Annotated in this window: 17 protein-coding genes, 1 tRNA gene and 1 other RNA gene; 5 read left to right on the forward strand and 14 right to left on the reverse strand. The window is 65.6% G+C overall.

Annotated features, from left to right (window positions below; genetic code table 11):
- Positions 1–22: 22 nt before the first annotated feature.
- From V3G39_00430 to V3G39_00455, 6 genes are all read right to left on the reverse strand, one after another.
- A complete protein-coding gene (locus V3G39_00430) occupies positions 23–850 on the reverse strand; it encodes an amino acid ABC transporter ATP-binding protein (protein XAS76534.1) in 828 nt (275 codons plus the stop codon).
- The gene (locus V3G39_00435; protein XAS76535.1) at positions 847–2,211 is read right to left on the reverse strand and encodes an ABC transporter substrate-binding protein/permease; all 1,365 of its coding nucleotides are present in this window, start codon (positions 2,209–2,211) and stop codon (positions 847–849) included. The genes V3G39_00430 and V3G39_00435 overlap by 4 nt, the downstream gene beginning before the upstream one ends.
- Positions 2,212–2,376: 165 nt before the next feature.
- The gene (locus tag V3G39_00440; GenBank protein ID XAS76536.1) at positions 2,377–4,341 is read right to left on the reverse strand and encodes a penicillin-binding transpeptidase domain-containing protein; all 1,965 of its coding nucleotides are present in this window, start codon (positions 4,339–4,341) and stop codon (positions 2,377–2,379) included.
- A gap of 66 nt (positions 4,342–4,407) precedes the next feature.
- Complete coding sequence (locus tag V3G39_00445; GenBank protein ID XAS76537.1) at positions 4,408–5,460, reverse strand: aspartate-semialdehyde dehydrogenase; 1,053 nt, start codon at positions 5,458–5,460, stop codon at positions 4,408–4,410.
- 21 nt (positions 5,461–5,481) lie between these two features.
- Positions 5,482–6,528, reverse strand: a complete 1,047-nt coding sequence (locus V3G39_00450; GenBank protein ID XAS76538.1) for an aspartate-semialdehyde dehydrogenase — start codon at positions 6,526–6,528, stop codon at positions 5,482–5,484.
- Complete coding sequence (locus tag V3G39_00455) at positions 6,525–7,826, reverse strand: aspartate kinase (protein XAS76539.1); 1,302 nt, start codon at positions 7,824–7,826, stop codon at positions 6,525–6,527. The genes V3G39_00450 and V3G39_00455 overlap by 4 nt, the downstream gene beginning before the upstream one ends.
- 151 nt (positions 7,827–7,977) lie before the next feature.
- On the opposite strand from V3G39_00455, the gene V3G39_00460 reads away from it, so the two are divergent.
- Positions 7,978–8,784 carry a phosphatase PAP2 family protein gene (locus V3G39_00460; GenBank protein ID XAS76540.1) on the forward strand — a complete coding sequence of 269 codons (807 nt, stop codon included), beginning with the start codon at positions 7,978–7,980 and terminating at the stop codon, positions 8,782–8,784.
- A gap of 32 nt (positions 8,785–8,816) precedes the next feature.
- On the opposite strand, the gene V3G39_00465 is transcribed toward V3G39_00460, so the two are convergent.
- The 6 genes from V3G39_00465 to V3G39_00490 all read right to left on the reverse strand — a co-directional run bounded on the left by V3G39_00465 (position 8,817) and on the right by V3G39_00490 (position 15,047).
- The gene (locus V3G39_00465) at positions 8,817–10,271 is read right to left on the reverse strand and encodes a hypothetical protein (protein XAS76541.1); all 1,455 of its coding nucleotides are present in this window, start codon (positions 10,269–10,271) and stop codon (positions 8,817–8,819) included.
- 52 nt (positions 10,272–10,323) lie between these two features.
- Positions 10,324–10,923: a recombination mediator RecR gene (gene recR / locus V3G39_00470; protein XAS76542.1), complete on the reverse strand. Its 600-nt coding sequence runs from the start codon at positions 10,921–10,923 to the stop codon at positions 10,324–10,326.
- A 6-nt stretch (positions 10,924–10,929) separates the two neighbouring features.
- Positions 10,930–11,625 carry a lysophospholipid acyltransferase family protein gene (locus V3G39_00475; protein ID XAS76543.1) on the reverse strand — a complete coding sequence of 232 codons (696 nt, stop codon included), beginning with the start codon at positions 11,623–11,625 and terminating at the stop codon, positions 10,930–10,932.
- Entirely contained in the window at positions 11,618–13,960 is a 2,343-nt protein-coding gene (locus tag V3G39_00480; protein ID XAS76544.1) for a DNA polymerase III subunit gamma and tau, read from the reverse strand. Before V3G39_00480 ends, V3G39_00475 begins: the two co-directional genes overlap by 8 nt.
- A 51-nt stretch (positions 13,961–14,011) precedes the next feature.
- The gene (locus V3G39_00485) at positions 14,012–14,767 is read right to left on the reverse strand and encodes a sigma-70 family RNA polymerase sigma factor (protein XAS76545.1); all 756 of its coding nucleotides are present in this window, start codon (positions 14,765–14,767) and stop codon (positions 14,012–14,014) included.
- Between the two features lie 133 nt (positions 14,768–14,900).
- Entirely contained in the window at positions 14,901–15,047 is a 147-nt protein-coding gene (locus V3G39_00490; GenBank protein XAS76546.1) for a hypothetical protein, read from the reverse strand.
- Positions 15,048–15,150: 103 nt separating this feature from the next.
- Here V3G39_00490 and V3G39_00495 point away from each other — a divergent pair, with 103 nt between their 5' ends.
- Positions 15,151–15,837: a response regulator transcription factor gene (locus tag V3G39_00495; protein ID XAS76547.1), complete on the forward strand. Its 687-nt coding sequence runs from the start codon at positions 15,151–15,153 to the stop codon at positions 15,835–15,837.
- Positions 15,838–15,880: 43 nt separating this feature from the next.
- Here the strand turns inward: V3G39_00495 and ffs are convergent.
- An RNA gene (ffs, locus tag V3G39_00500) (signal recognition particle sRNA small type) lies at positions 15,881–15,977 on the reverse strand.
- 85 nt (positions 15,978–16,062) lie between these two features.
- Between ffs and V3G39_00505 the strand changes: the two genes are divergently transcribed.
- From V3G39_00505 to V3G39_00515, 3 genes are all read left to right on the forward strand, one after another.
- Positions 16,063–16,152: transfer RNA gene (locus V3G39_00505), tRNA-Ser, on the forward strand.
- 159 nt (positions 16,153–16,311) lie between these two features.
- Entirely contained in the window at positions 16,312–17,097 is a 786-nt protein-coding gene (locus tag V3G39_00510) for a LytR C-terminal domain-containing protein (GenBank protein XAS76548.1), read from the forward strand.
- Between the two features lie 175 nt (positions 17,098–17,272).
- Positions 17,273–18,733 carry a cytosine permease gene (locus V3G39_00515; protein ID XAS76549.1) on the forward strand — a complete coding sequence of 487 codons (1,461 nt, stop codon included), beginning with the start codon at positions 17,273–17,275 and terminating at the stop codon, positions 18,731–18,733.
- A gap of 32 nt (positions 18,734–18,765) precedes the next feature.
- On the opposite strand, the gene V3G39_00520 is transcribed toward V3G39_00515, so the two are convergent.
- Entirely contained in the window at positions 18,766–20,340 is a 1,575-nt protein-coding gene (locus tag V3G39_00520; protein XAS76550.1) for a helicase HerA-like domain-containing protein, read from the reverse strand.
- Between the last annotated feature and the right edge of the window lie 30 nt (positions 20,341–20,370).

The following is a 20,370-nucleotide window of genomic DNA, read 5'->3' on the forward strand; positions in this document are numbered from 1 at the left end:
GGACCACCTCACCGACCGGGGGTCAGAGCGGTTCGAGGATCCGGCGCAGGAATGCGCGGGTGCGCTCATGCTGGGGATCAGTGAGTACCTGCTCGGGTGGGCCGGACTCCACCACCACCCCGCCGTCGATGAACAGCACCTGATCGGCCACCTGCCGCGCGAATGTCACCTCATGCGTGACCACGACCATCGTGCGACCTTCGTCTGCCAGATCCCGCATCACCTCCAGCACGTCTCCGACCAGTTCCGGGTCCAACGCCGACGTCGGTTCATCGAAGAGCAGCAGGTCCGGGCGCAGGGCGAGCGCACGCGCGATACCGACGCGTTGCTGCTGCCCCCCGGACAGCTCGAACGGGTGCTTGTCGCCCTGATCGGCGAGCCCCACCTTCGCCAGCAGCTCGCATGCTTCGAGCCGTGCCTCCTGCGCAGGGCGGCGCTGTACGACGATCGGCCCCTCGGTGACGTTTTCCAGCACCGACCGGTGCGGGAAGAGGTTGTGACTCTGGAAGACCATCCCGCTGTGCGCGCGGTACTGCGCGATCAACCGGGTCTGGGCCTTCGGCAGTCGCCCGCCGCGTCCCGGTGTGATCGAGGAGAAATCCACGCGGGTGTCCGCAATCTGTACGGTGCCCGCGTCCGGGATCTCCAACGCGTTCAGGGAACGCAGCAGGGTGGTCTTGCCCGAACCCGACGGACCGAGCACCACGGTGACCGACCCGGAGCCCACGCTCAGAGAGATGTCGCTGAGGACCTCGTTGTCCCCGAATGATTTTCGCAGGCCCTCAACCTGTACCAGGTCACCGGTGTACTGACCGGTGGATGCCTGCTGGCTCGATGTTTTTCTACTCATTGCGCCACAAACCTGTTCAGTCGCCCTTCAAGACGGTCCTGGCCGAATGCCAGCACCACACACACGATCCAGTAGTAGAGGGCCGCGACTCCGTACAGCTGCAGATAGTCGAACGTCGGCGCGGCAGCGTCCTGGGCCTTGCGCAGCAGTTCGGTCACCAGAATCGTCGACGCCAGCGAGGTGTCCTTGACCAGCGAGATCAGCTCGTTGGACAGGGGTGGGACCGCAGTCCGCGCGGCTTGCGGCAGGATCACCCGACGCAACGCAGTGCGGTAGTTCATCCCGATCGTCGTCGCGGCTTCCCACTGGCCACGCGGGATGCTCTCGACCGCCGATCGGATGATCTCGGCTGCGTAGCCACCGACGTTGAGGCTGAAGGCAATTGCGGCAGCCAGGAACGCCGGGAACTTCACCCCCAGCTGTGGTAATCCGTAGAAGATGATGAACAACTGCACCAGCAGCGGAGTGCCTCGGATGATCGAGATGTAGAGCCGTGCGAGCGCGGAGGCCGCCGCTCGGGTGGACATCCGGGCGACCGCGACACCGAGGGCAATGATCAGTCCGGCCACGAAGCTGATCGCGGTCAACGGCAAAGTGCCGGTGATCAACCCACGCAGCATCGGCACCAGATTGCTACGGACCGTGTCCCAGCTGCTGACCTTGGTGGATGCGGCTTTGAAGTAGGTGTCGTAGATCTTCTGCAGCGAGCCGTCCTTCTTCATGGCCGCGATCTGCGCGTCGATCTGCGGCATGAACCCGCTGCCCTTGCGTGCCGCGAATGCCGACTGGCTCTTGTCCGGAGTCTCGGCAACGATCTTGAAATCCTTGGCACCGCTGGTGGTCAGGTAGTTCTGGACCGCCAATTTGTCGTTGACCACCACGTCCACCCGGCCCTGCGACAGCAGATCCATCGCGAGGTTGAGTTGCTCGACGGTCTTGGTACGGGCGCCCGCCTTACGCGCGACATCGCCCCAGTTGCTGGTACTGCTCTCGGCTGCGAGCCGGCCCTTGATGTCGGCCAGCGAGGTAATCCCCTTCTCGCCCTTGCGGGTAACCACGACGCCAGTCGTATCGACGTACGGTGTGGACAGGTCGTAGATGGCCTGCCGCTTGGGGTTCACGGTGATCTGGTCGGCGACCATGTCGATCCGACCGGCCTGCAACGCCGCGAAAAGGCTGTCGAACGGGACCTGCACGAACTGCACCTGCACGCCGAGCCGTCTGGCGATCTCCCGCACGACCTCTACATCGAAGCCGGTGAGCTTGCCGCTCTTCTCGAAGTCGAACGGCGGATAGGTGCCCTCGGTGCCGACTTTCAACACCTTGGGCACCTGGGCCGCCTGCGGACGAACTGCATTCACGGTGGTCACCGGGCCGGCTGACAGTGCTGCACCCGCGGCGGGAAACACCAGGAACCCACCGAACGCTACCGTCAGGAGCAGGCTGAGCCAACGATAAAACGGTAAGCGATGGTTATGGAGCACGCACAAACTGTAATGCCCCGACCGACGTGGCCCGGCACACGCTCAGCCGGTGGCAGCGGCCGTCAGGAAGCTCTGCACGATCGGCAGACAGGTCACCCCGCCGTACCCGCCCGTTTCGACGAACACCGCGAGCGCCAGATCGCCCTGCACGGCAATCATCCAGGAGTGGGTCTGCGGCGGGGTATCTGTGCCGTACTCCGCAGTGCCCGTCTTGGCCAGCACCGGCGCACCGGGCATCGACTTCAGACCGGCGGCGCCGCCCTCGGTCACGACGCCTCTCATCAGCGCCTGCAACGAGGCAGCTTCGGCGCTGGTCAGTGGTGTTGCCGGTGCCTTGGGGGCTGCCGGCTTGTCGGTGGGCACCAGGTAGGGCGACACCCGGCTGCCGTGCGCGACCGAGGCCGCCACGGTCGCCATTCCCAGCGGGGAGGCGAGCACCCGGCCCTGACCGATCATCGAGACCTGATGGTTGCCGCCGGTGTCTCCGGGCGGCACACTGCCGAAGAACGAGCCGTCGCCCGATGGCTGGGTCAGGCCCAAGGACTCGGCTGCCACAGCGAGGGAGGCCTGTGTCGCCCGGTCGGCTCCGCGGATCATCACCGTGTTGCATGAATTGGCGATCGCCGTCTTGAACGGAATTCTGCCCAACTTGTCCTTGGGGTAGTCCGGAAAGTTCTTCACGATCCGGCCCTGCACCGAAATGGTCGGGGTGCAGTCGACGGTGTCGGTGATCTTCAGTCCGGCGCGCAGCAGAGCGAGCGAGGACACGACCTTGAAGGTCGAGCCCGGCGCGTATCTGCCGAGGAATGCGGTGTTGTATCCGTTGGATCCCGCGCCCGAGGCCGCCACGAGGATCTCGCCGCTGGACGGGCGGATCGCGACCAGTGCCGACGCGCTTCGCTGCGCCTTGAGCAGCTGCTCCGCGACGCCCTGCAGATCCTGGCGCAGCGTTGTGCGCAGTGGCACCGGGGCGGTCCCGCCGAGACTGGTGAGCACTCGCGTCGACTGGGGCCCGTCCGCGCCGGGCAGCACCGCGTTGATCCGCAGGGTCGGCGCACCCCGCAACTGTGCGTCGTACCTACCCTGCAGACCCCCGGACCCGACCATGTCGGCCCCGGACACCGGATTTCTGCTCGTGGCAGTCGCCTTGACCGAATCGGCGGTCGCCGGGCCCACCGTGCCGAGGATCGCCCGCGCGAAAATCGATGAGGATGCGAGCGGCCGCCGGTCGTTCAGCAGTACCGCGCCCGGTATCGCCCTGATCTGGGCGGCTTTCGCGTCGGGAACGGTCTCGGTGCGCAACACGATCGCCTCGACGAAGGCCGCCGGACCTCCGGCAGCGACCTGCTTCGCGTAGGCAGGCGCATCAATTCCTACCAGCGTCGCCAATTTCGTCGCCGCAACCTGTTGCCCGGCGGCGCCAACCTTCGTCTTGTCGATCCCGACCCGGTAGACGGGCCGGTATTTCACGATGGGCGCACCTGCCCCGTCGGTGATATCGCCACGGTCGACAGCCACGGCAACCGCGGTGAGGTGCTCGCCGGTGTGCAGATCAGGATGCACCAGCGACGGCGCCCAGGGCGTACTCCACTTCCTGCCCGCCGCGTCCTTCTCCACTGGCGATATCGCAACCTTGTGGGCGTAGCTCCACTGCCGGCCATGCACTGCCCAGGTCGTCATCAACGAGACCAGTTTGCCGTTCGTGGTGGTCTTCGCCGGGTCGGCGACCACTGTGGTCACCCGCACGGTGTGCGCCGTCGCCCCCAGTCCCCTGGTGACCGCCGCGAAAGAGGCATCGACACCCTGCGCCGAGACCGGACTACCTGCAAAACGGCCCGATTGCAGCGCTGTGGCCAGCGCAGTGGCCGCCTCGGCACTGCCGTCATCCGTTGATCCAGACCCGCTGCAGGCAGCCAATACTGCGGCAGGTAGCGCCAAACCGGCCGACAGGACAACCCGACGGGTGGCTGTCGATGGGGTATCCCGCGGCACAGATCGGTGGGTCATGGCCGACACATTAACCCGATTCGACGACCGCGATTCCCCGGCGACCACGGTCAGGAGACCACAAGTTCAGGAGACCACAAGCTCTGCAATCTCCAGCAGGTTCAGCGCGGAGCCCTTACGCAGGTTGTCACCACACACGAAAAGGTCTACCGAACGGGGGAAGTCCTCCAGCTGCCGGATACGGCCGACGAAAACCGGGTCAGCGCCCACGACATCGGCCGGGGTCGGCCACTCCCCCGTCTCCGGGTCGTCCAGCACCACCACCGAGTTCGCATCCTGGGTAAGCGCATCGACGATCTCCGCGCGGTGCACACGCTGCTCGAACGTGGCGTGCACCGTCATCGAATGTGATGTCGTGACCGGCACCTGCACACAGGTCGTCGCGACCCTCAGCGTCGGCGCCTCAAGGAGCTCACGCAGCTCACGGCGTACCTCCAGCTCCTCCTGCGAGGAGCGACCGTCTCCCTTGCCGCCGACCCACGGCACGACATTGAAGGCAATCGGGCCGGGGAACGGACTCTCGCCGGAGACGTCGGACAACTTGCGGCGGACATCGCCAGGATACTGACCCACGCTGCGGTCTCCGCCGAGCTCGTCCACTTCGTCGTACAGCCGTTGCACGCCGACCGATCCGGCGTCCGATACCGCCTGATAGGTCGAGATGATCACTTCCTGCAGCCGCCATCGACGGTGTAGGGAGGCGAGCATGTTCACCATCGTCAACGTCGTGGCGGTCGGGCTGGCGATGACTCCCCCGCCCCCTGCGTACCGTTTCGCGGCTGCCGGATTGAGCTCGGGAACCACCAGGGGCACGCCCGGTTCCTCCTCGAAGGCACCCGAGCTGTCGACGACGACCGCCCCGGCCGCGACTGCGCGCGGCCCCCACTCGCGGGCGACGTCGTACGGCACCGCGAACACTGCGACATCGACGCCCACGAACACCTGGTCACTCAGCTCGTGCACAGGAACGTCGCGCACGGTGTTGCCCGCCGAACGTGATGATGCCACCAGCCGCACCTCACCCCATACGTCACGACCGGTCGGTAAGAGCTGCAACAGTGCCTGACCGACCAGTCCGGTAGCCCCGACGACCGCCAACGTCGCGCGATTCTGCGTCATTCTATGATCAGCTCTCCCCATTCAGCGACTGGAGGCGATGACCTCCGCGATCTGCACCGTGTTCAGCGCCGCCCCCTTGCGGAGATTATCGCCGGACACGAAGAAGACGAGCCCGTGCTCGCCCTCCACCGACTGATCCTGCCGGATACGCCCGACGTATGACGCATCCTTGCCCGCCGCCTGCAACGGCGTGGGCACGTCGGTCACGACGACCCCGGGTGCATCACCGAGGATTTCGGCTGCCCGCGCGGCCGTGATGGGTCGTTCGAACTCGGCGTGGATCGCGAGGGAATGACCGGTGAACACCGGAACCCGCACGCAGGTGCCGGACACCAGCAGATCGGGCAGTTCCAGGATCTTGCGCGACTCGTTGCGTAGCTTCTGCTCTTCGTCGGTCTCCAGCGAACCGTCGTCAACGACCGATCCGGCCATCGGCACCACGTTGTAGGCAATGGGCGCGACGTAGATGTCGGGTGGCCCGACCGCTACGGCTGCGCCGTCCAGCGCGAGAGCTTCGATGGCGCCTGCCGCTACTCCCTGCCGCACCTGGCCCGCGAGCTCGCGCACACCGGCGAGCCCCGAACCGGAGACTGCCTGGTAGGTGGCGACGGTCAGGCGCCGTAGTCCGGCTTCGTCGGACAACGGCTTCAACACCGGCATCGCGGCCATCGTCGTGCAGTTGGGGTTGGCGATGATGCCCTTGGGCGGGTCGGCGATCCGACCCGGGTTCACCTCGCTGACCACCAACGGTACGTCGGGGTCACGGCGCCAGGCCGAGGAATTGTCGATGACGGTCACGCCCGCAGCAGTGAACTTCGGCGCGAGTGCCGCTGAGGTCGATCCACCGGCGGAGAAAATGGCAATGTCCAGACCGCTCGGGTCTGCGGTCGCCGCATCCTCCACGGTGTAGTCGTCGCCGCACCAGGTGATGATTTTGCCTGCCGAACGCTGAGAGGCGAACAGCCGCAAGGACGCAACCGGGAAGTCACGCTGTGCCAGCAGATCCAGGACGACGGCACCGACCTGGCCGGTTGCTCCGACGACACCGACCTGCAGTCCGTCATTCATCGTCCGCTCCCTCCGTGGACCACGGCCGTCTCTCCCTCGCTGCCGTCCAACCCGAACGCAGTGTGCACTGCGCGTACCGCGTCGTCGAGCTGGTCATCACGGGTGATCACCGAAACCCGGATCTCGGAGGTGGAGATCATCTCGATGTTGATCCCGTTGTCGGCCAACGCCTGGAAGAACGTTGCGCTCACACCGGGGTGGCTGCGCATACCGGAGCCGACGAGGGAGAGTTTGCCAATCTGATCGTCGTACTGCAGCGAGTCGAACCCGATGTGCCCCTTGGCAGCCTGCAGGACCTGGACGGCACGCTGGCCGTCCGTCTTCGGCAGGGTGAACGACACATCGGTACGACCGGTCGCCAGCGCGGACACGTTCTGCACGATCATGTCGATATTGATCTGGGCTGCGGCGATGGCCTGGAAGATCTGGGCAGCCATACCCGGGGAGTCACTCACTCCGACGACGGTGATCTTGGCCTCGCTACGGTCGTGCGCGACGCCGGCGATGATCGGGTCTTCCACGGGTGCTCCTTCGGAATCGTTGACGGTGCTGCTCGAGGTGGCGTTCGGGTCGATGACCCAGGTGCCTTCGCTATGGCCGAACGAGGACCGCACGTGGATCGGCATCCCGAACCGGCGGGCGTACTCCACGCACCGCAGCATCAGGATCTTGGCACCGGAGGCAGCCATCTCCTGCATCTCTTCGTTACTGATGCGGTCGATCTTGCGGGCAGTAGGCACGATCCGCGGATCGGCGGTGTAGACACCGTCGACATCGGTGTAGATCTCGCACACATCGGCTTTGAGCGCGGCAGCGAGGGCGACGGCCGTCGTGTCCGAACCACCGCGACCCAGTGTGGTGATTTCGTTGCTGCCCTGGCTGACGCCCTGGAATCCGGCCACGATCACGATGTGACCGGCTGCGAGCGCCGCCTCGATCCGTCCCGGCGTGACATCGATGATGCGGGCTTTGCCGTGCGCATCGTCGGTGATGACCCCCGCCTGGGACCCGGTGAAGGATCGCGCCGAGTCGCCGAGGTTGGCGATGGCCATCGAGACCAGGGCCATCGACATCCGCTCACCGGCGGTCAGCAGCATGTCCAATTCGCGCGATGGCGGGGCCGGGGAGACCGCATCGGCCAGATCCAGCAGGTCATCGGTGGTGTCACCCATCGCTGAAACCACCACGCACACCTGATTTCCCGCCTTACGGGTATCAACGATGCGACGCGCGACACGCTTGATGCTGTCGGCGTCGGCGAGGGAGGAACCGCCATACTTCTGGACCACGAGACTCACGAGGCCCAAGAGTAATGATGTCCATATTTTGAGACATACAGCGACCACGCTTCAAGACGCTGCAGCCGGCGCATTGATGGTGTGACGAGCGCGACACGCTGGAGAGGGCTCTGAAGATGCGAACGCCGACCAGGGGTGACATCCTGGCACGATGGCTATTCGACCCACGGGGCTGGTTACGACCATGCCCGAGGTCGGGCACAGGGCTATTCTTCCGTCCGCTCTGCGGCTGTACCGCGCACCGGTGTGGTGGTACGAAGTCGCCCTTATCGTCGTCTTCGACCTGCTGTACGAGCGTCTTCGCAACCTGGTTCCGGACCACGAGATCATCGCGGTGGACAGAGGCCTGCGGGTACTGCACCTCACTCAGGTGATGCATGTCAACTTCGAACTGTCGGTCAACCACTTCTTCGCCGCACATGATGCGTTGGCCCAATTCGCGAACTACTACTACTCCTTCCTCAACATCCCGGTCACCGCCGGCATCTTGATATGGCTCTACGTCGCCAGGAAGCGTTACTACCGCTCCATTCGGTCGATACTCGCCATGACGACACTGTTCGGGCTGGCCGGGTTCTACCTGCTGCCGATGGCGCCCCCACGCCTGCTGGGTGTCGGATTCATCGACACCCTGGTGCAGTTCGGCACTCCCGGCTCGTGGGGCGATGCGTCCGTCGCATCTTTTTCCAACCAGTTCGCGGCAATGCCGAGCCTGCACTGCGCTTGGGCGCTGTGGGCAGGTCTGACCGTCCACCACCTGGCCAAGAACAAGATCGTGCGCGTTGTCGCGCTCATCTACCCGATGATCACCTTCATCGTCGTGATCGGTACCGCCAACCATTTCGCCCTCGACGGCATTGCCGGAGCCGCCATCGTTGCGCTCGCCTTCGGCATCCACCGTTCGATGCACGGCCGCGGCGCCTACGAGCCCGCGCCGCTGCTGCCCGACTACTGCTGAACGCCCGGCGCCTCTTCAGCGCAGACCCTTCATCAACGCCGTCGGTAGATCGTCGCGCCTTGCACCGTTGCGGTCCTCAGGTAGCGGCTGCTGACGAACGAGTTCAGCTGTGGGAAGTCACTGAGCGGATACAACCGATACCCGTACAGGTCCGAGGTCGAGGTATCGATGATCAGCTGGGGCGGGTGCGCCTGCACCGAGTCCATCATCGCCCGCGCAGCACCCGGAGTCGCGCTCACCAAAGTGGCCGGACCGAAGGTTCGGTTTCCCGACCTGCCCACGATGAAATCGGAGTGCACGAGCGCACCACCGAGCGGTCGATCCGCCAACCACTGCACCTGCGGCAGATTTCCCCACACCAGCACCGGTTGACCTGGCGAGGTGTGCGCTGCGACGTATCGGGCCAGCGGCCGTGCATCGGGCAGGGTTCGGAACGACCCCGGTGTAAACGCGGCACCGACGGCCAGAGCCGTGGTGGCCGCCAGGACGACGGCTGCTGTTCTGCGGGCCCGCGGACCGCACGACGCGAGCGCCGGGGCAGCGAGTAGTACCAGCGGTGGCAGGGACTGCATCCAGTAGTGCGCGAAGAACCGAAAACCTGAGATCCACGCCACGGTCGCCGTTGCCCACCACAACCACAGGTCGATATCGATACTGACTGCTCGTCGCAGCGAGCCGGCCCGACGTAAGCGCACGACGATGCCGACACAGAGCACCAGGTGCAGCCCGACCAGCAGTGCAAGGCCGCCGGAAAAACTGACCCAGACCATCGACCAGTTCGGAGCGGCCAGCAGGAACCCCTCGTTGGACGCGAAAACCCAGTGCCACGCCTGCCTTGCCGGTAACCACGGCAACAGGCCGGCCCCACCCACCGCGAAACCCCCCACGAAATACGCCAACTGCGACCAACGACGACCTCGACCGATGGCAACGGCGGCAGGCAGCAGGCCGATCAGCCAGGTCTGGCGGCACAGGACGGCGGCGGCAAGCGCGAGCCCAGCCAGCACAGCAGTAAGCGCGGTACGCCGCCGCGCCAAGACGATGGCCAGGGCACCGGGTGCCAGAGCGAAGTGCGCGTAATTGGCGCCCTGTCCGCTGTCCGGCAGAAAGGCCGCGGCGCCGGTGACCAGCAGCACCCCGGCCCAGACCCGCTCGGATCTGCTGCGCAACGCGACGTCGGAGGCTACGGCGCAACCGGCCACCGCCAGGAACAACGCCGCGAGCACGTGCACGGGTCGCAGATCGACCGAGCCGAACAGCCGAAAGGTGCCCTCGTACAGAAAAGTCGGCAGCGGCGGTTTGCGGTCGATAGCGTCGATGTAGAGGCGGCCCCCGTCACGCAGGGTGATCGCCTGATCGGCAATCGTCGCCTCGTCGGGGTCGAAGAGCTGCAGGACATAACCCGGTATCCGCACCGCGAGCGCCAGCAGCGTCAGCCCGAGGCACAACACTGCGAATCGCGGGATGTCGGCAGCGTCGGGCTCCACCGGTTCCAGTGGCTCTACCGGTTCAGCCGGTGCACTCCCTGCCCCTGCCGGATCAACCACTGATCAGGCGGCGACCCTCGAAGGCACGGCCCAGGGTGACTTCGTCGGCGTATTCGAGGTCACCACCCACCGGCAGGCCCGACGCCAGTCGTGAGACGGACATCCCCAGTGGCGAGAGCAGTCGGGAGAGGTAGGTGGCGGTTGCCTCGCCGTTGAGGTTGGGGTTGGTCGCGAGGATGACCTCCTCGATCGGCTCAGCACCGAGTCGACGCATCAGCTCGGTGATGCGCAGGTCATCCGGGCCGATTCCGTCGATCGGGCTGATCGCGCCGCCCAGCACGTGATAGCGACCGCGGAACTCACGGGTGCGTTCCATGGCCATGATGTCCTTGGGTTCCTCGACCACGCAGATAGCGGCTTGGGAGCGCCGCGGGTCCGAGCAGATCCGACACAACGCCTCCTCGGAGACGTTGAAACACATCTCGCAGAAGCGCACCTTGTCCTTGACCACCGAGAGCACATCGGTCAGCCGCTGTACATCGGCACGGTCGGCCTGCAGGAGGTGGAACGCAATACGTTGGGCCGACTTCGGACCCACCCCGGGCAGTCTGCCGAGCTCGTCGATCAGGTCCTGGACCACACCTTCGTACACAGTTGGTCAGCCTACGTGCCCGTCGGCGGTCGCCGGTCGCTCGTTGTAGTCACTACAGCGGGGCTGCCCGGACAACTCAGCGACCGCGTCCATGATGTGATCGGTCAACCCACGTCGGGCCCGGCCGGACGGCATGTCGGCATAGCCGAGCAATGGGTCGATGGGCTTGCCGAACCGGACCGTGAACGGCGCGCGGTGGACACGGTTGTCACCCGGCGGCTGCACCCGGTCGGTGCCGACCAGGCCGACCGGCACGACGGGCACGCCAGCAGTAAGTGCCAGGTAGGCAACACCGGTATGGCCACGGTAGAGGCGCCCGTCCCGCGAGCGGGTGCCTTCGGGGTAGATGCCGAACGCATCCCCCTGAGCCAGCACATCGAGCGCCAGCTGCAACGACTTCGCGGCCGACTGGGCATCATCGCGTTCGATGGGGATCATCCCCATCGTCTCGAACCACAGCCGCGACGCCGTGCCCTTGACGCCGGTGCCGGTGAAGTAGTCGGACTTGGCCAGGAACCGCACCTGACGCGGTGCCACGAGCGGGATCACCACGCTGTCGATGAATGAGAGGTGGTTGCTCGCGAGCAGCACGGGACCGTCCAGCGGCACATTGTGAGCGCCCTGCACCTGCGGTCGCATGATCAACCGGGTGGCGGGGGCGACCACCGATTTCGCCGCCCGATAGAGAGTGCGGTCAGTCACGGTGATCCTCGATGACCACGCCGCCGAGGATGGAAGCCACCACAGGGATGCCCACCTCGCCCGCGTCCTCGACGTCCTCGTCGTCGCGGGAACCCTCGTCACCCTCGTAGTCCGCAGGTACGGGCTGAGGCGATTCGGCTGGATCACCCTGCCGGGCAGCGTCCTGCTCGCCGTTGGACTCCGCTGCAACCGGCGATTCGGGCCCGCGGGCCCACCCCGGAGCCGGCGCCTCGGACGCGCCCCACCCGCCCGGCTCGACGACCGGGGCGGGACGACGCCGCGCGGGGATGCGCGAGGAACGTCGTGCGGGCGCTGAGTCAGCATCGGAAGTGGTGCCGGAATCGTTGCCTGCGCCATGGGAGAGGTTGGCGTCCTCCGGACCGGGTGGCGGCACTCTGTGCTCAGCGGGCAACACCTCGTCGACGACATCCCGGGTCTGCGTGGCCGGGGCAAAATCGCCGGCGCGGTCGGGAACTGTATCTGCGACCTCGGCGGCGGGTCCGACATCGGCGGGGCTCGACAGGTCCGGCGGTGCACCTGTGTCGCTGTGCGCGTGGACCGTCACCGTGATGCCCAGAATCTCGTGGACAGCCTGGGCGACGACATCACGATGCGCACTGCGTTCAACGGTCGACGCGAGCCCGGCGCTGCTCAGTGACAACACCAACCGCGGGGAGTCGTACTCCTGCACCTGGGCGTGCTGGCTGAGCAGAGCCCAGGTCACTCGCCTGATCCGCGCGATCGCATCGAGCACATCCGGCCAGGCGCGACGTACGGCGTCCGTGTCGACGGAACCGATGCGTGATACACCGCTCGCAGATCCAGTTGCCGGTGCGTCGGTGCGGCGGTCGTCGGTTGCAGGTCCGTCCGAGGCAGACCCGGATGGGGTGGATTCGGATGGAGTGGGTTCGGCAGCCGACTGCCGTCGCGGGCTGCCCTCGTCCTCCGCCGGCTCCTCGGTAGCGCCCTTGACGGGCGCGCGATCTGGAATGTCCCGGCCCTGGGAGCGGACTGCGGTCGCATCGTGGTCGGGCTCGACGCGTCGCGGCGCGGCAGGTTCAGCAGGCGCTGCGCGTTCGGTAGTGGCGGGTTGCGCGCGGTCCGGCACCGCAGCCGGGGACGAAGCGCTCGGCTGCGGCGCTGCGGGCTGGACGGGCGCGGCAGTCGGCGAGCCTTCGATGTCCAGCCGACGTTCCACGCGATCCAACCGGGCTGCGTACCCCGCCTCACCCTGGGCACCCGGCAGCAGGACCCGTGCGCAGATCAGCTCCAGCTGTAGTCGGGGCGCCGTCGCGCCGGTCATCTCGCTCAGCCCGGCGTTGACGATGGTCGCGGCGCGGGTCAGCGTTTCGGCTCCGAACGCTGCAGCCTGCTGGCGCATCCGCTCCAGTTGATCCTCTGGCACCCCACGCAGCACCTGAGCGACCCCCTCGGGGACGGCAGCGACGATGATCAGATCCCGCAGGCGCTCCAGCAGGTCCTCCACGAACCGTCGCGGATCATGACCTGACTCGATGACCTTGCCGACCTGCCGGAAGGTTGCTGCGGCGTCGACGGCGGCGAGCGCATCCACGGTGGCGTCGAGTAGCTCGCTGTCGGTAAAGCCCAGCAGCGCCGCCGCACCGGCATAGGTCAGGCCGCCGGCGTCGGAGCCCGAGATCAACTGATCGAGCACCGACAGCGAGTCGCGCACCGATCCCCCACCCGCGCGGGTGACGAAGGAGAGCACACCGGGCTCGACCTGAACCTGCTCGGACTCGCAGAGCTGCCCCAGATAGTCGGTGAGGCGTTGTGGCGGCACCAGATGGAACGGGTAGTGGTGGGTACGTGAGCGAATGGTGCCGATGACCTTGTCCGGCTCGGTCGTCGCGAAGATGAATTTCACGTGTGGTGGCGGCTCCTCGACGACCTTCAGCAGGGCATTGAAGCCCTGCGTGGTCACCATATGGGCCTCATCGATGATGTAGATCTTGTAGCGGCTGCTGGCGGGACCGTACGCCGCACGGTCCCGTAGGTCGCGCGCGTCGTCCACCCCACCATGGCTGGCCGCATCGATCTCGATCACGTCGATCGTGCCGGCCCCTCCTCGGGCGAGCGCAACACACGAATCACAGGTGCCGCAGGGACTCGAGGTCGGACCCTGCTCGCAATTCAGGCAGCGCGCGAGGATGCGGGCACTGGTCGTCTTTCCGCAACCGCGCGGCCCGCTGAAGAGGTAAGCGTGATTGACCCGGTCGGTCTCCAACGCCCTCATCAGGGGCAGCGTGACGTGCTCCTGACCGATGACGTCGGCGAACGTCTCGGGCCGGTAGCGGCGATAAAGGGCGGTGCTCACGTGGGCACTCTATTGGTCAGGTCCGTCAGGGACCGTTCCTCGCCGCACCGCTCACGACGCTGCGCACCACGTGGCACCGAGGTCGGGGAAGGATTCCGCCAAGCTCGCTCGTAGTCGGGCCGAGACCGCGGACAGCAGCCGCGACACCTGCATCTGGCTGATGCCCAGTCGTTCGCCGATCTGCTGTTGGGTCAGATCATGGCCGAAACGCAGCTGGATCAGCAGTCGCTCCCGCGGGGTGAGGGCCCGCAGGCTCTGGGTGAGTGCGAGACGAATCTCCACGGCATCGATCTGCGAGGGCTGCGGGTCAGCGAGGCGATCACTGATCGAGAGCCCGGTATCTTCGGTGAGCATGCTGTCCAATGACGCGGCCGTGTAGCAGGAGGCGACTTTGCGCGCTTCGTGCACCAGTTGCACGTCGATGCCCAGGTGATCGGCAACATCACGCGCGGTCGGCACATCGGCCATCGACTGCTCCAACGCACGGGTGGCCAGCACCACATCGGTGTAGGTGTCGTAGAGGCCGCGCGGTGGGCGGACGGCCCACCCATGATCGCGGAGATGCCGTTTCAACTCACCGTGGATGGTGGCGCCGGCGTAGGCGGCGAAGCTGTGACCGAGCTGCGCATCGAAGCGACCGGCGGCCAGGACGAGAGCCACCGCAGCCACCTGCTGCAGGTCCTCCAACTCAATTCCGCGGTGGGCGTAACGGCGGGCGATGCTGCGGGAGAAGCCGATGTGATCGCGGACCAGGTCGTCCGGCGTTGAGCTGGAAGTAGGGGGTTTACTGACGCATGATGTGGTCAACGCAACAGATTTCTTTCCGTGCGGTGTCGGCCCAGCTGCTCTAGGCCGACATCTTTGGTTGTACTGATCCGGTACTGCACGGGGTGCGCGGCTGGAGCCGCAGCCCCCCGTGGGTTCTGAGCTCGCCGATCGGTTACCAGACCCGTCGCCGAGACCCACCGATCGGCACCAGGTTGATGACTACGCCGATGACGAGCAGGACGATTCCGACCCAGAGCAGGAACTTCACGCTTGCCACAAGCAGGGCGAGCACGATGAGGATGATGCCAAGAACGATCATTAGGTTCCCTAAGCAGTTGATAGAACTCCGATTGACTGGACTACTTGAGGTTTCCACCCTTTGGGGGGCAGCGGTACACCCCTAAGGGGGGTTAACGTCAGGCATGGGTGAAATGTCCGGCGCCGAGCCGAAGAACCAACCGCACCAACCGATTACGGTCGCGCTCGTCGATGATTACGACGTCGTCCTGCTGGGGGTCAAGCAGATCATCGACCAGTACAGCGACCGCGTCGTGGTGACCGAGATCGACACCAACCGACCTGTCCAGAAGGACGTCGACATCGTGTTGTACGACGCGTTCGCTCAGCCGGAGGCCGACAAAGATGCGATAGGCGTCCTGCTCGCCAGTTCGCATGCCTCCCGTGTCGTGATCTACACCTGGAATTTCCAAGCAGAACTCATCGAGCAGGCCAGTGCGCTCGGCGTGCATGGATACCTGTCGAAATCGTTGCCGGCCAGGGACTTCATCACCTCCCTGGAGGCGGTGCACGCGGGTGAGGTCATCGTCAACGGCACACCTACGCGGGGCCGCACCATCACCGGCCTGGACTGGCCGGGTCGCGGCGAAGGACTGAGTGACCGCGAGTCAGAGGTGTTGGCGTTGATCACCCAGGGGTTCAGTAACGCCGAGGTGGCCCGCCGCACATTCCTCAGCCCCAACACCGTGAAGTCCTACATCCGCACGATCTACCGCAAGATCGACGTCTCGAGCCGTACCCAGGCGGTCCTGTGGGGCATCGACCATGGCTTCTCCCCCGATCATCACCGGATCGACGGTTGGCGGGTGTGACGCCAGCAATCGACGACAGCAGCCGAACACACCGCCGTCGGACGTAAAGGATCCCCCACGCACCTGGAAGAGCACGCCTGCCCTTGCTGCATTCCTGCCCTGGGGGAGTTCGGCGCGGTACCACCGCGTGGAGGACCGTGAAACAGTCTAAGACACTCTCGGCCCACGGGCCCAGTTGGACCGATTCACACCCGGACGCTCCGAGCGGGTAACCTCTGCTCGCCTGGAGGATTCGCATAGTGGCCTAGTGCGCACGATTGGAAATCGTGTTGGGGATGAAACCCCTCAGGGGTTCAAATCCCCTATCCTCCGCCAATGTTGGACAGCCGATCCGCGACAGCGGCTCGGCTGTTTCCAATCAGATTCATCATGGGTCGGGAAAGCGGGCGCGCCGCCGCCCACAACAGGGGCTATGCCCGGCACACTGGTGGCGCTCGACCTGTTTACTTCAGCCACACACGTCACAGAGGCATCATGCGCACCAGGGGAACCGTCGCCATCGCGGCCGTCGTCGCGACCTGCTCGCTCCTGGTCGGCTGCAGCGCGCAGCCGGCGCCGGCGAAGAAATCGACGTGCTCGACCGCAGGCCTACCCACCCCGACAGTCACCATCCCGGCGTCGTACATCCACCTCAATGTCATCAATGCCTCCAACACCGCCGGGTTGGCGGGCAAGGTGGCCACCGACCTGTCGTGGCGCGGCTTCAAGGTCATCGGTACGTCGACCGTATCCGCCGACAACCCCCGCCCGGTTCCCAAGTACGCCGAGATCCGTTACGGCACGGGCGGTTACCAAATCGCGCTGACGCTCGCCGCGCAGGTCGCGCACGCGACGCTGTACGACGACGGGCGGACCAACCCCTCGATCGACCTGGTGCTCGGCTCGGCCTTCAAACTCACGGCGCTTCCGCCGCCGGCGGCCACAACGGTGACCGTCAACGTGTACAACACGACCCCGCGCGCCGGTCTGGCGACCGATGTCGCCAAAGAAATGCGGGCGCGCGGGTTCAAGACCGATCAGGTGGGCAACGACCCGCTCGGAAGCTTCAACCCCGACCTCATCGCCATCGTGCGCTACGGCGCCAGGGGCGAACCGGCGGCACGACGGGTGGCTTTGTCAGTGGCGGGCTCAAAACTTGTCCTGGACGGACGGAAGGACACCTCTGTCGACCTGGTGCTGAGCACCAAGTTCAAGGCCCTCGTGCCCGCCGCGCAGGCAACCGCGCCCGCCATACCCCCACCGAAACGCACCTGTTCCTGACCTGCTGGGTATCCATGGGGCGCGGTCGCCCGCTTTCAGCACTTTCCCAGAATTTGCTGCATTCGCACAGCTTCACATCAGGTAATCTGCAGGAATAGCGTGCTGTGACAGCCATTTTCGCCGATATATAGATTACCCAACGGTAACGCCGGGGTCGGGGTGCACAGTGTGAAATATGACGAACACGCCAGTTGCCAAGCCCCGTAGCGGCGGCCTGGAAACTCGATCGATCGACTACGTCCCACTCACCGAGCGGCACGGCAAGTTGTGGCACCTCGGGCCGTTGTGGTTCATGACCAACGCCCAGATCGCGACGCTCACCGTCGGCCTGGTCAGCATCGAGGGTGGTGCGAGCCTGGACTGGTCGATCATCGCCATCGTCGTCGGCATCCTCATCGGCACCCTCTTCATGGCTTTCCACTCCGCGCAGGGCCCGCAGCTGGGCCTTCCGCAGATGATCCAGTCGCGACCACAGTTCGGCTACGTCGGCGCCCTACTGGTCTGGTTGTTCGCGTACGTGCAGTACGCGGGCTTCAACGTCTTCAACACGGTGCTCGCCGGTGACTCGGTGCAGCAGAGCACGCACACCTCGTGGCTGAAACCCTGGTACATCATCGTGACGATCATCGCGGCAGTCGTCGCGATCGTGGGGTACGACCTGATCCACCGCGCCGAGCAGTTCCTGACCTACGCGATGCTCGTGGTCTTCGGCATCGTCACAGTGATGCTCTTCACGCTGCACTACCCGGCCGGCACCTTCGCGCTCGGACAGTTCCGCGCGGCGCCCTTCCTCGGCCAGTTCGGGGTCGTGGCGGGTTATCAGATCAGCTGGGCGATCTACGTGTCGGACTATTCCCGTTATCTGCCGCCGGACGTCACGGTCCGCAGAACCTTCTACTGGACCTACGGCGGGTCAGCGGTCGGCGGCGCGTGGATGATGATCATCGGCGCAGTGCTGTTCGCCTGGAAGGGCAAGAACTTCAGCGGCAATGCAATTCCCGAGCTCTACCAGGTCGGCAACAAGGTCTTCAACGGCTTCGGCGTGGTTGTCCTGATGCTCGCGGCGTTGGGGTTGATCTCGGTCATCGCCCTGAACATGTACGGCGGTTCGCTCACCTTGATCAGTGCCGCGGACTCGCTGCGAAAAGTGCGTCCGACCCTGAGTCTGCGGATCGCCACCGTTGTGCTGACGGCTGTGCTGTCGGTGGTCGGGGCAATTGCTGCATCGGCCAACTTCCTGGGCAACTTCACCGACTTCCTGGACTTGATCCTCTACCTGTTCATCCCGTGGACGGCAGTCAACCTGGTCGACTACTACGTGGTGCGGCGCGGGCACTACGCGATTACCGAGATCTTCAAACCCCAGGGCATGTACGGCCGCTGGGGCTGGGCCGGGATCGTGGCCTATCTGGTGGGCTTTGTCGCGATGACACCGTTCTTCGTCGTCGGGACCGTCTACACCGGATTTATCGCAAAGGCCATGGGTACGGTCGATATCTCGTTCTTCGTGGGTCTGCCCGTGGCCGGCATCCTCTACTGGCTGTTCACCCGCCACCTCGACATCGACGCCGAGATCAAGGTGGCGGATCAGGAGGTGCAGGAGCTGGAGAAGGCAGCACTCGAGGGCACCCTGTGAGGTCAGCGCTGGTGCCGCCAGCGGTGGTGAGGTCAGCGGCGGCGGCGCGCCGTGCCGAACAGACTGCGGGTGATCTCGCGGCCCAGGGCCGACCCGGCCGACCGCATCATCGAGCGGAAGACCGGTGAGCTGGTCACCTCCTGGATGACCCCCCTACCTTCCTTCTCCTCCTCGGCGCCATTCGCCCGCGGAGCCGGGCGAGACCCGGCCGGCGCTACCGGCTGGGATTCCTGCTCAGGGGGCGCCTGCGGTGCCTTGGCCAGTCGGGCGTTGAGCATCTCGTAAGCAGACTCGCGATCCACCGTTTCGGCGTATCGCGGAGTGAGGGATGAGGCGCCCAGCACGGCGTCGATCGTCTCCTGCGAGCTCGGCGCCATCAGGGACTGGGGCGCCAGCATCCGGGTCCAGGCAACGGGCGTCGGCGCGCCGTTCTCGGACAACACGGTCACCACCGCCTCACCGATACCGAGCTGGGTGAGTAGCTCTTCCAGGTCGTAGCCGCTGTGCGGAAAGGTCTGCACTGTCGCCTTCAACGCCTTGGCGTCTTCGGGTGTGAAGGCACGCAACGCGTGTTGCACGCGGTTGCCCAGCTGGGACAACACGTCGCTCGGTACGTCTTTGGGCGTCTGGGTGACGAAGAAAATGCCGACACCCTTGGACCGGATGAGCCGGACGGTCTGCTGAATGGCGTCCAGGAAGGCCTTGGACGCGTTGTCGAAGAGCAGGTGGGCCTCGTCGAAGAAGAAAACCAGTTTCGGCTTGTCCACGTCGCCGACTTCGGGCAGATCGTGGAACAGGTCCGCCAACATCCACATCAGAAAGGTGGAGAAGAGCGCGGGTTTGTCCTGCACCGCGGCCAGTTCCAGGCAGCTGACCACGCCGCGGCCGTCCGGCGCGACCCGCAGCAGGTCAGCGGTGTCGAATTCGGGCTCCCCGAAGAAGTCGTCCGCGCCCTGGTCGCTGAACGCGATCAGATTGCGCAGGATGACACCGGCGGTTGCCGACGAGAGCCCACCCAGTCCTTCCAGGTCCGCCTTGCCATCCTTGGAGGTCAGGTGAGCGATGACTGCGCGCAGGTCCTTCAGATCCAACAGGGACAGCCCTTGACTGTCGGCCCAGTGGAAGACCAGCCCGAGGCTCGACTCCTGAGTGGCATTCAGTCCCAGCACCTTCGACAGCAGCGTCGGACCGAACGAGGTGATCGTCGCCCGGATCGGCACGCCCTTGCCCAGTCCGGCCAGAGAGTAGAACTCCGTCGGGTAGGAGGTGGCGACCCACTGCTGCCCGACGTCGGCGGCACGTGCCGTGATCCTGTCCCCGGATCGGCCCGGAGACGCTATGCCGGACAGGTCGCCTTTGATGTCGGCCAGGAAGACAGGCACCCCCTGGGCACTCAACTGCTCGGCCATCAGCTGCAGTGTCTTCGTCTTGCCGGTGCCGGTCGCGCCCGCGACCAGGCCGTGGCGGCTCATCATCGACAATGGCAACCGCACCGGTACGTCGGCGTGGGCCTGCCCGTCCAGCACGGCTGCGCCGAGTTCGAGAGCCGCCCCGTCGAAACCGTATCCGGCTTGGATCTGGGCAAGAGTTTCCGCGGAAGTGGTCACAAACGCGACCTTACTTGGCCGATGGTCGCG

It is taken from the genome of Dermatophilaceae bacterium Sec6.4 (assembly GCA_039636865.1).
GTDB lineage: Bacteria > Actinomycetota > Actinomycetes > Actinomycetales > Dermatophilaceae > Allobranchiibius.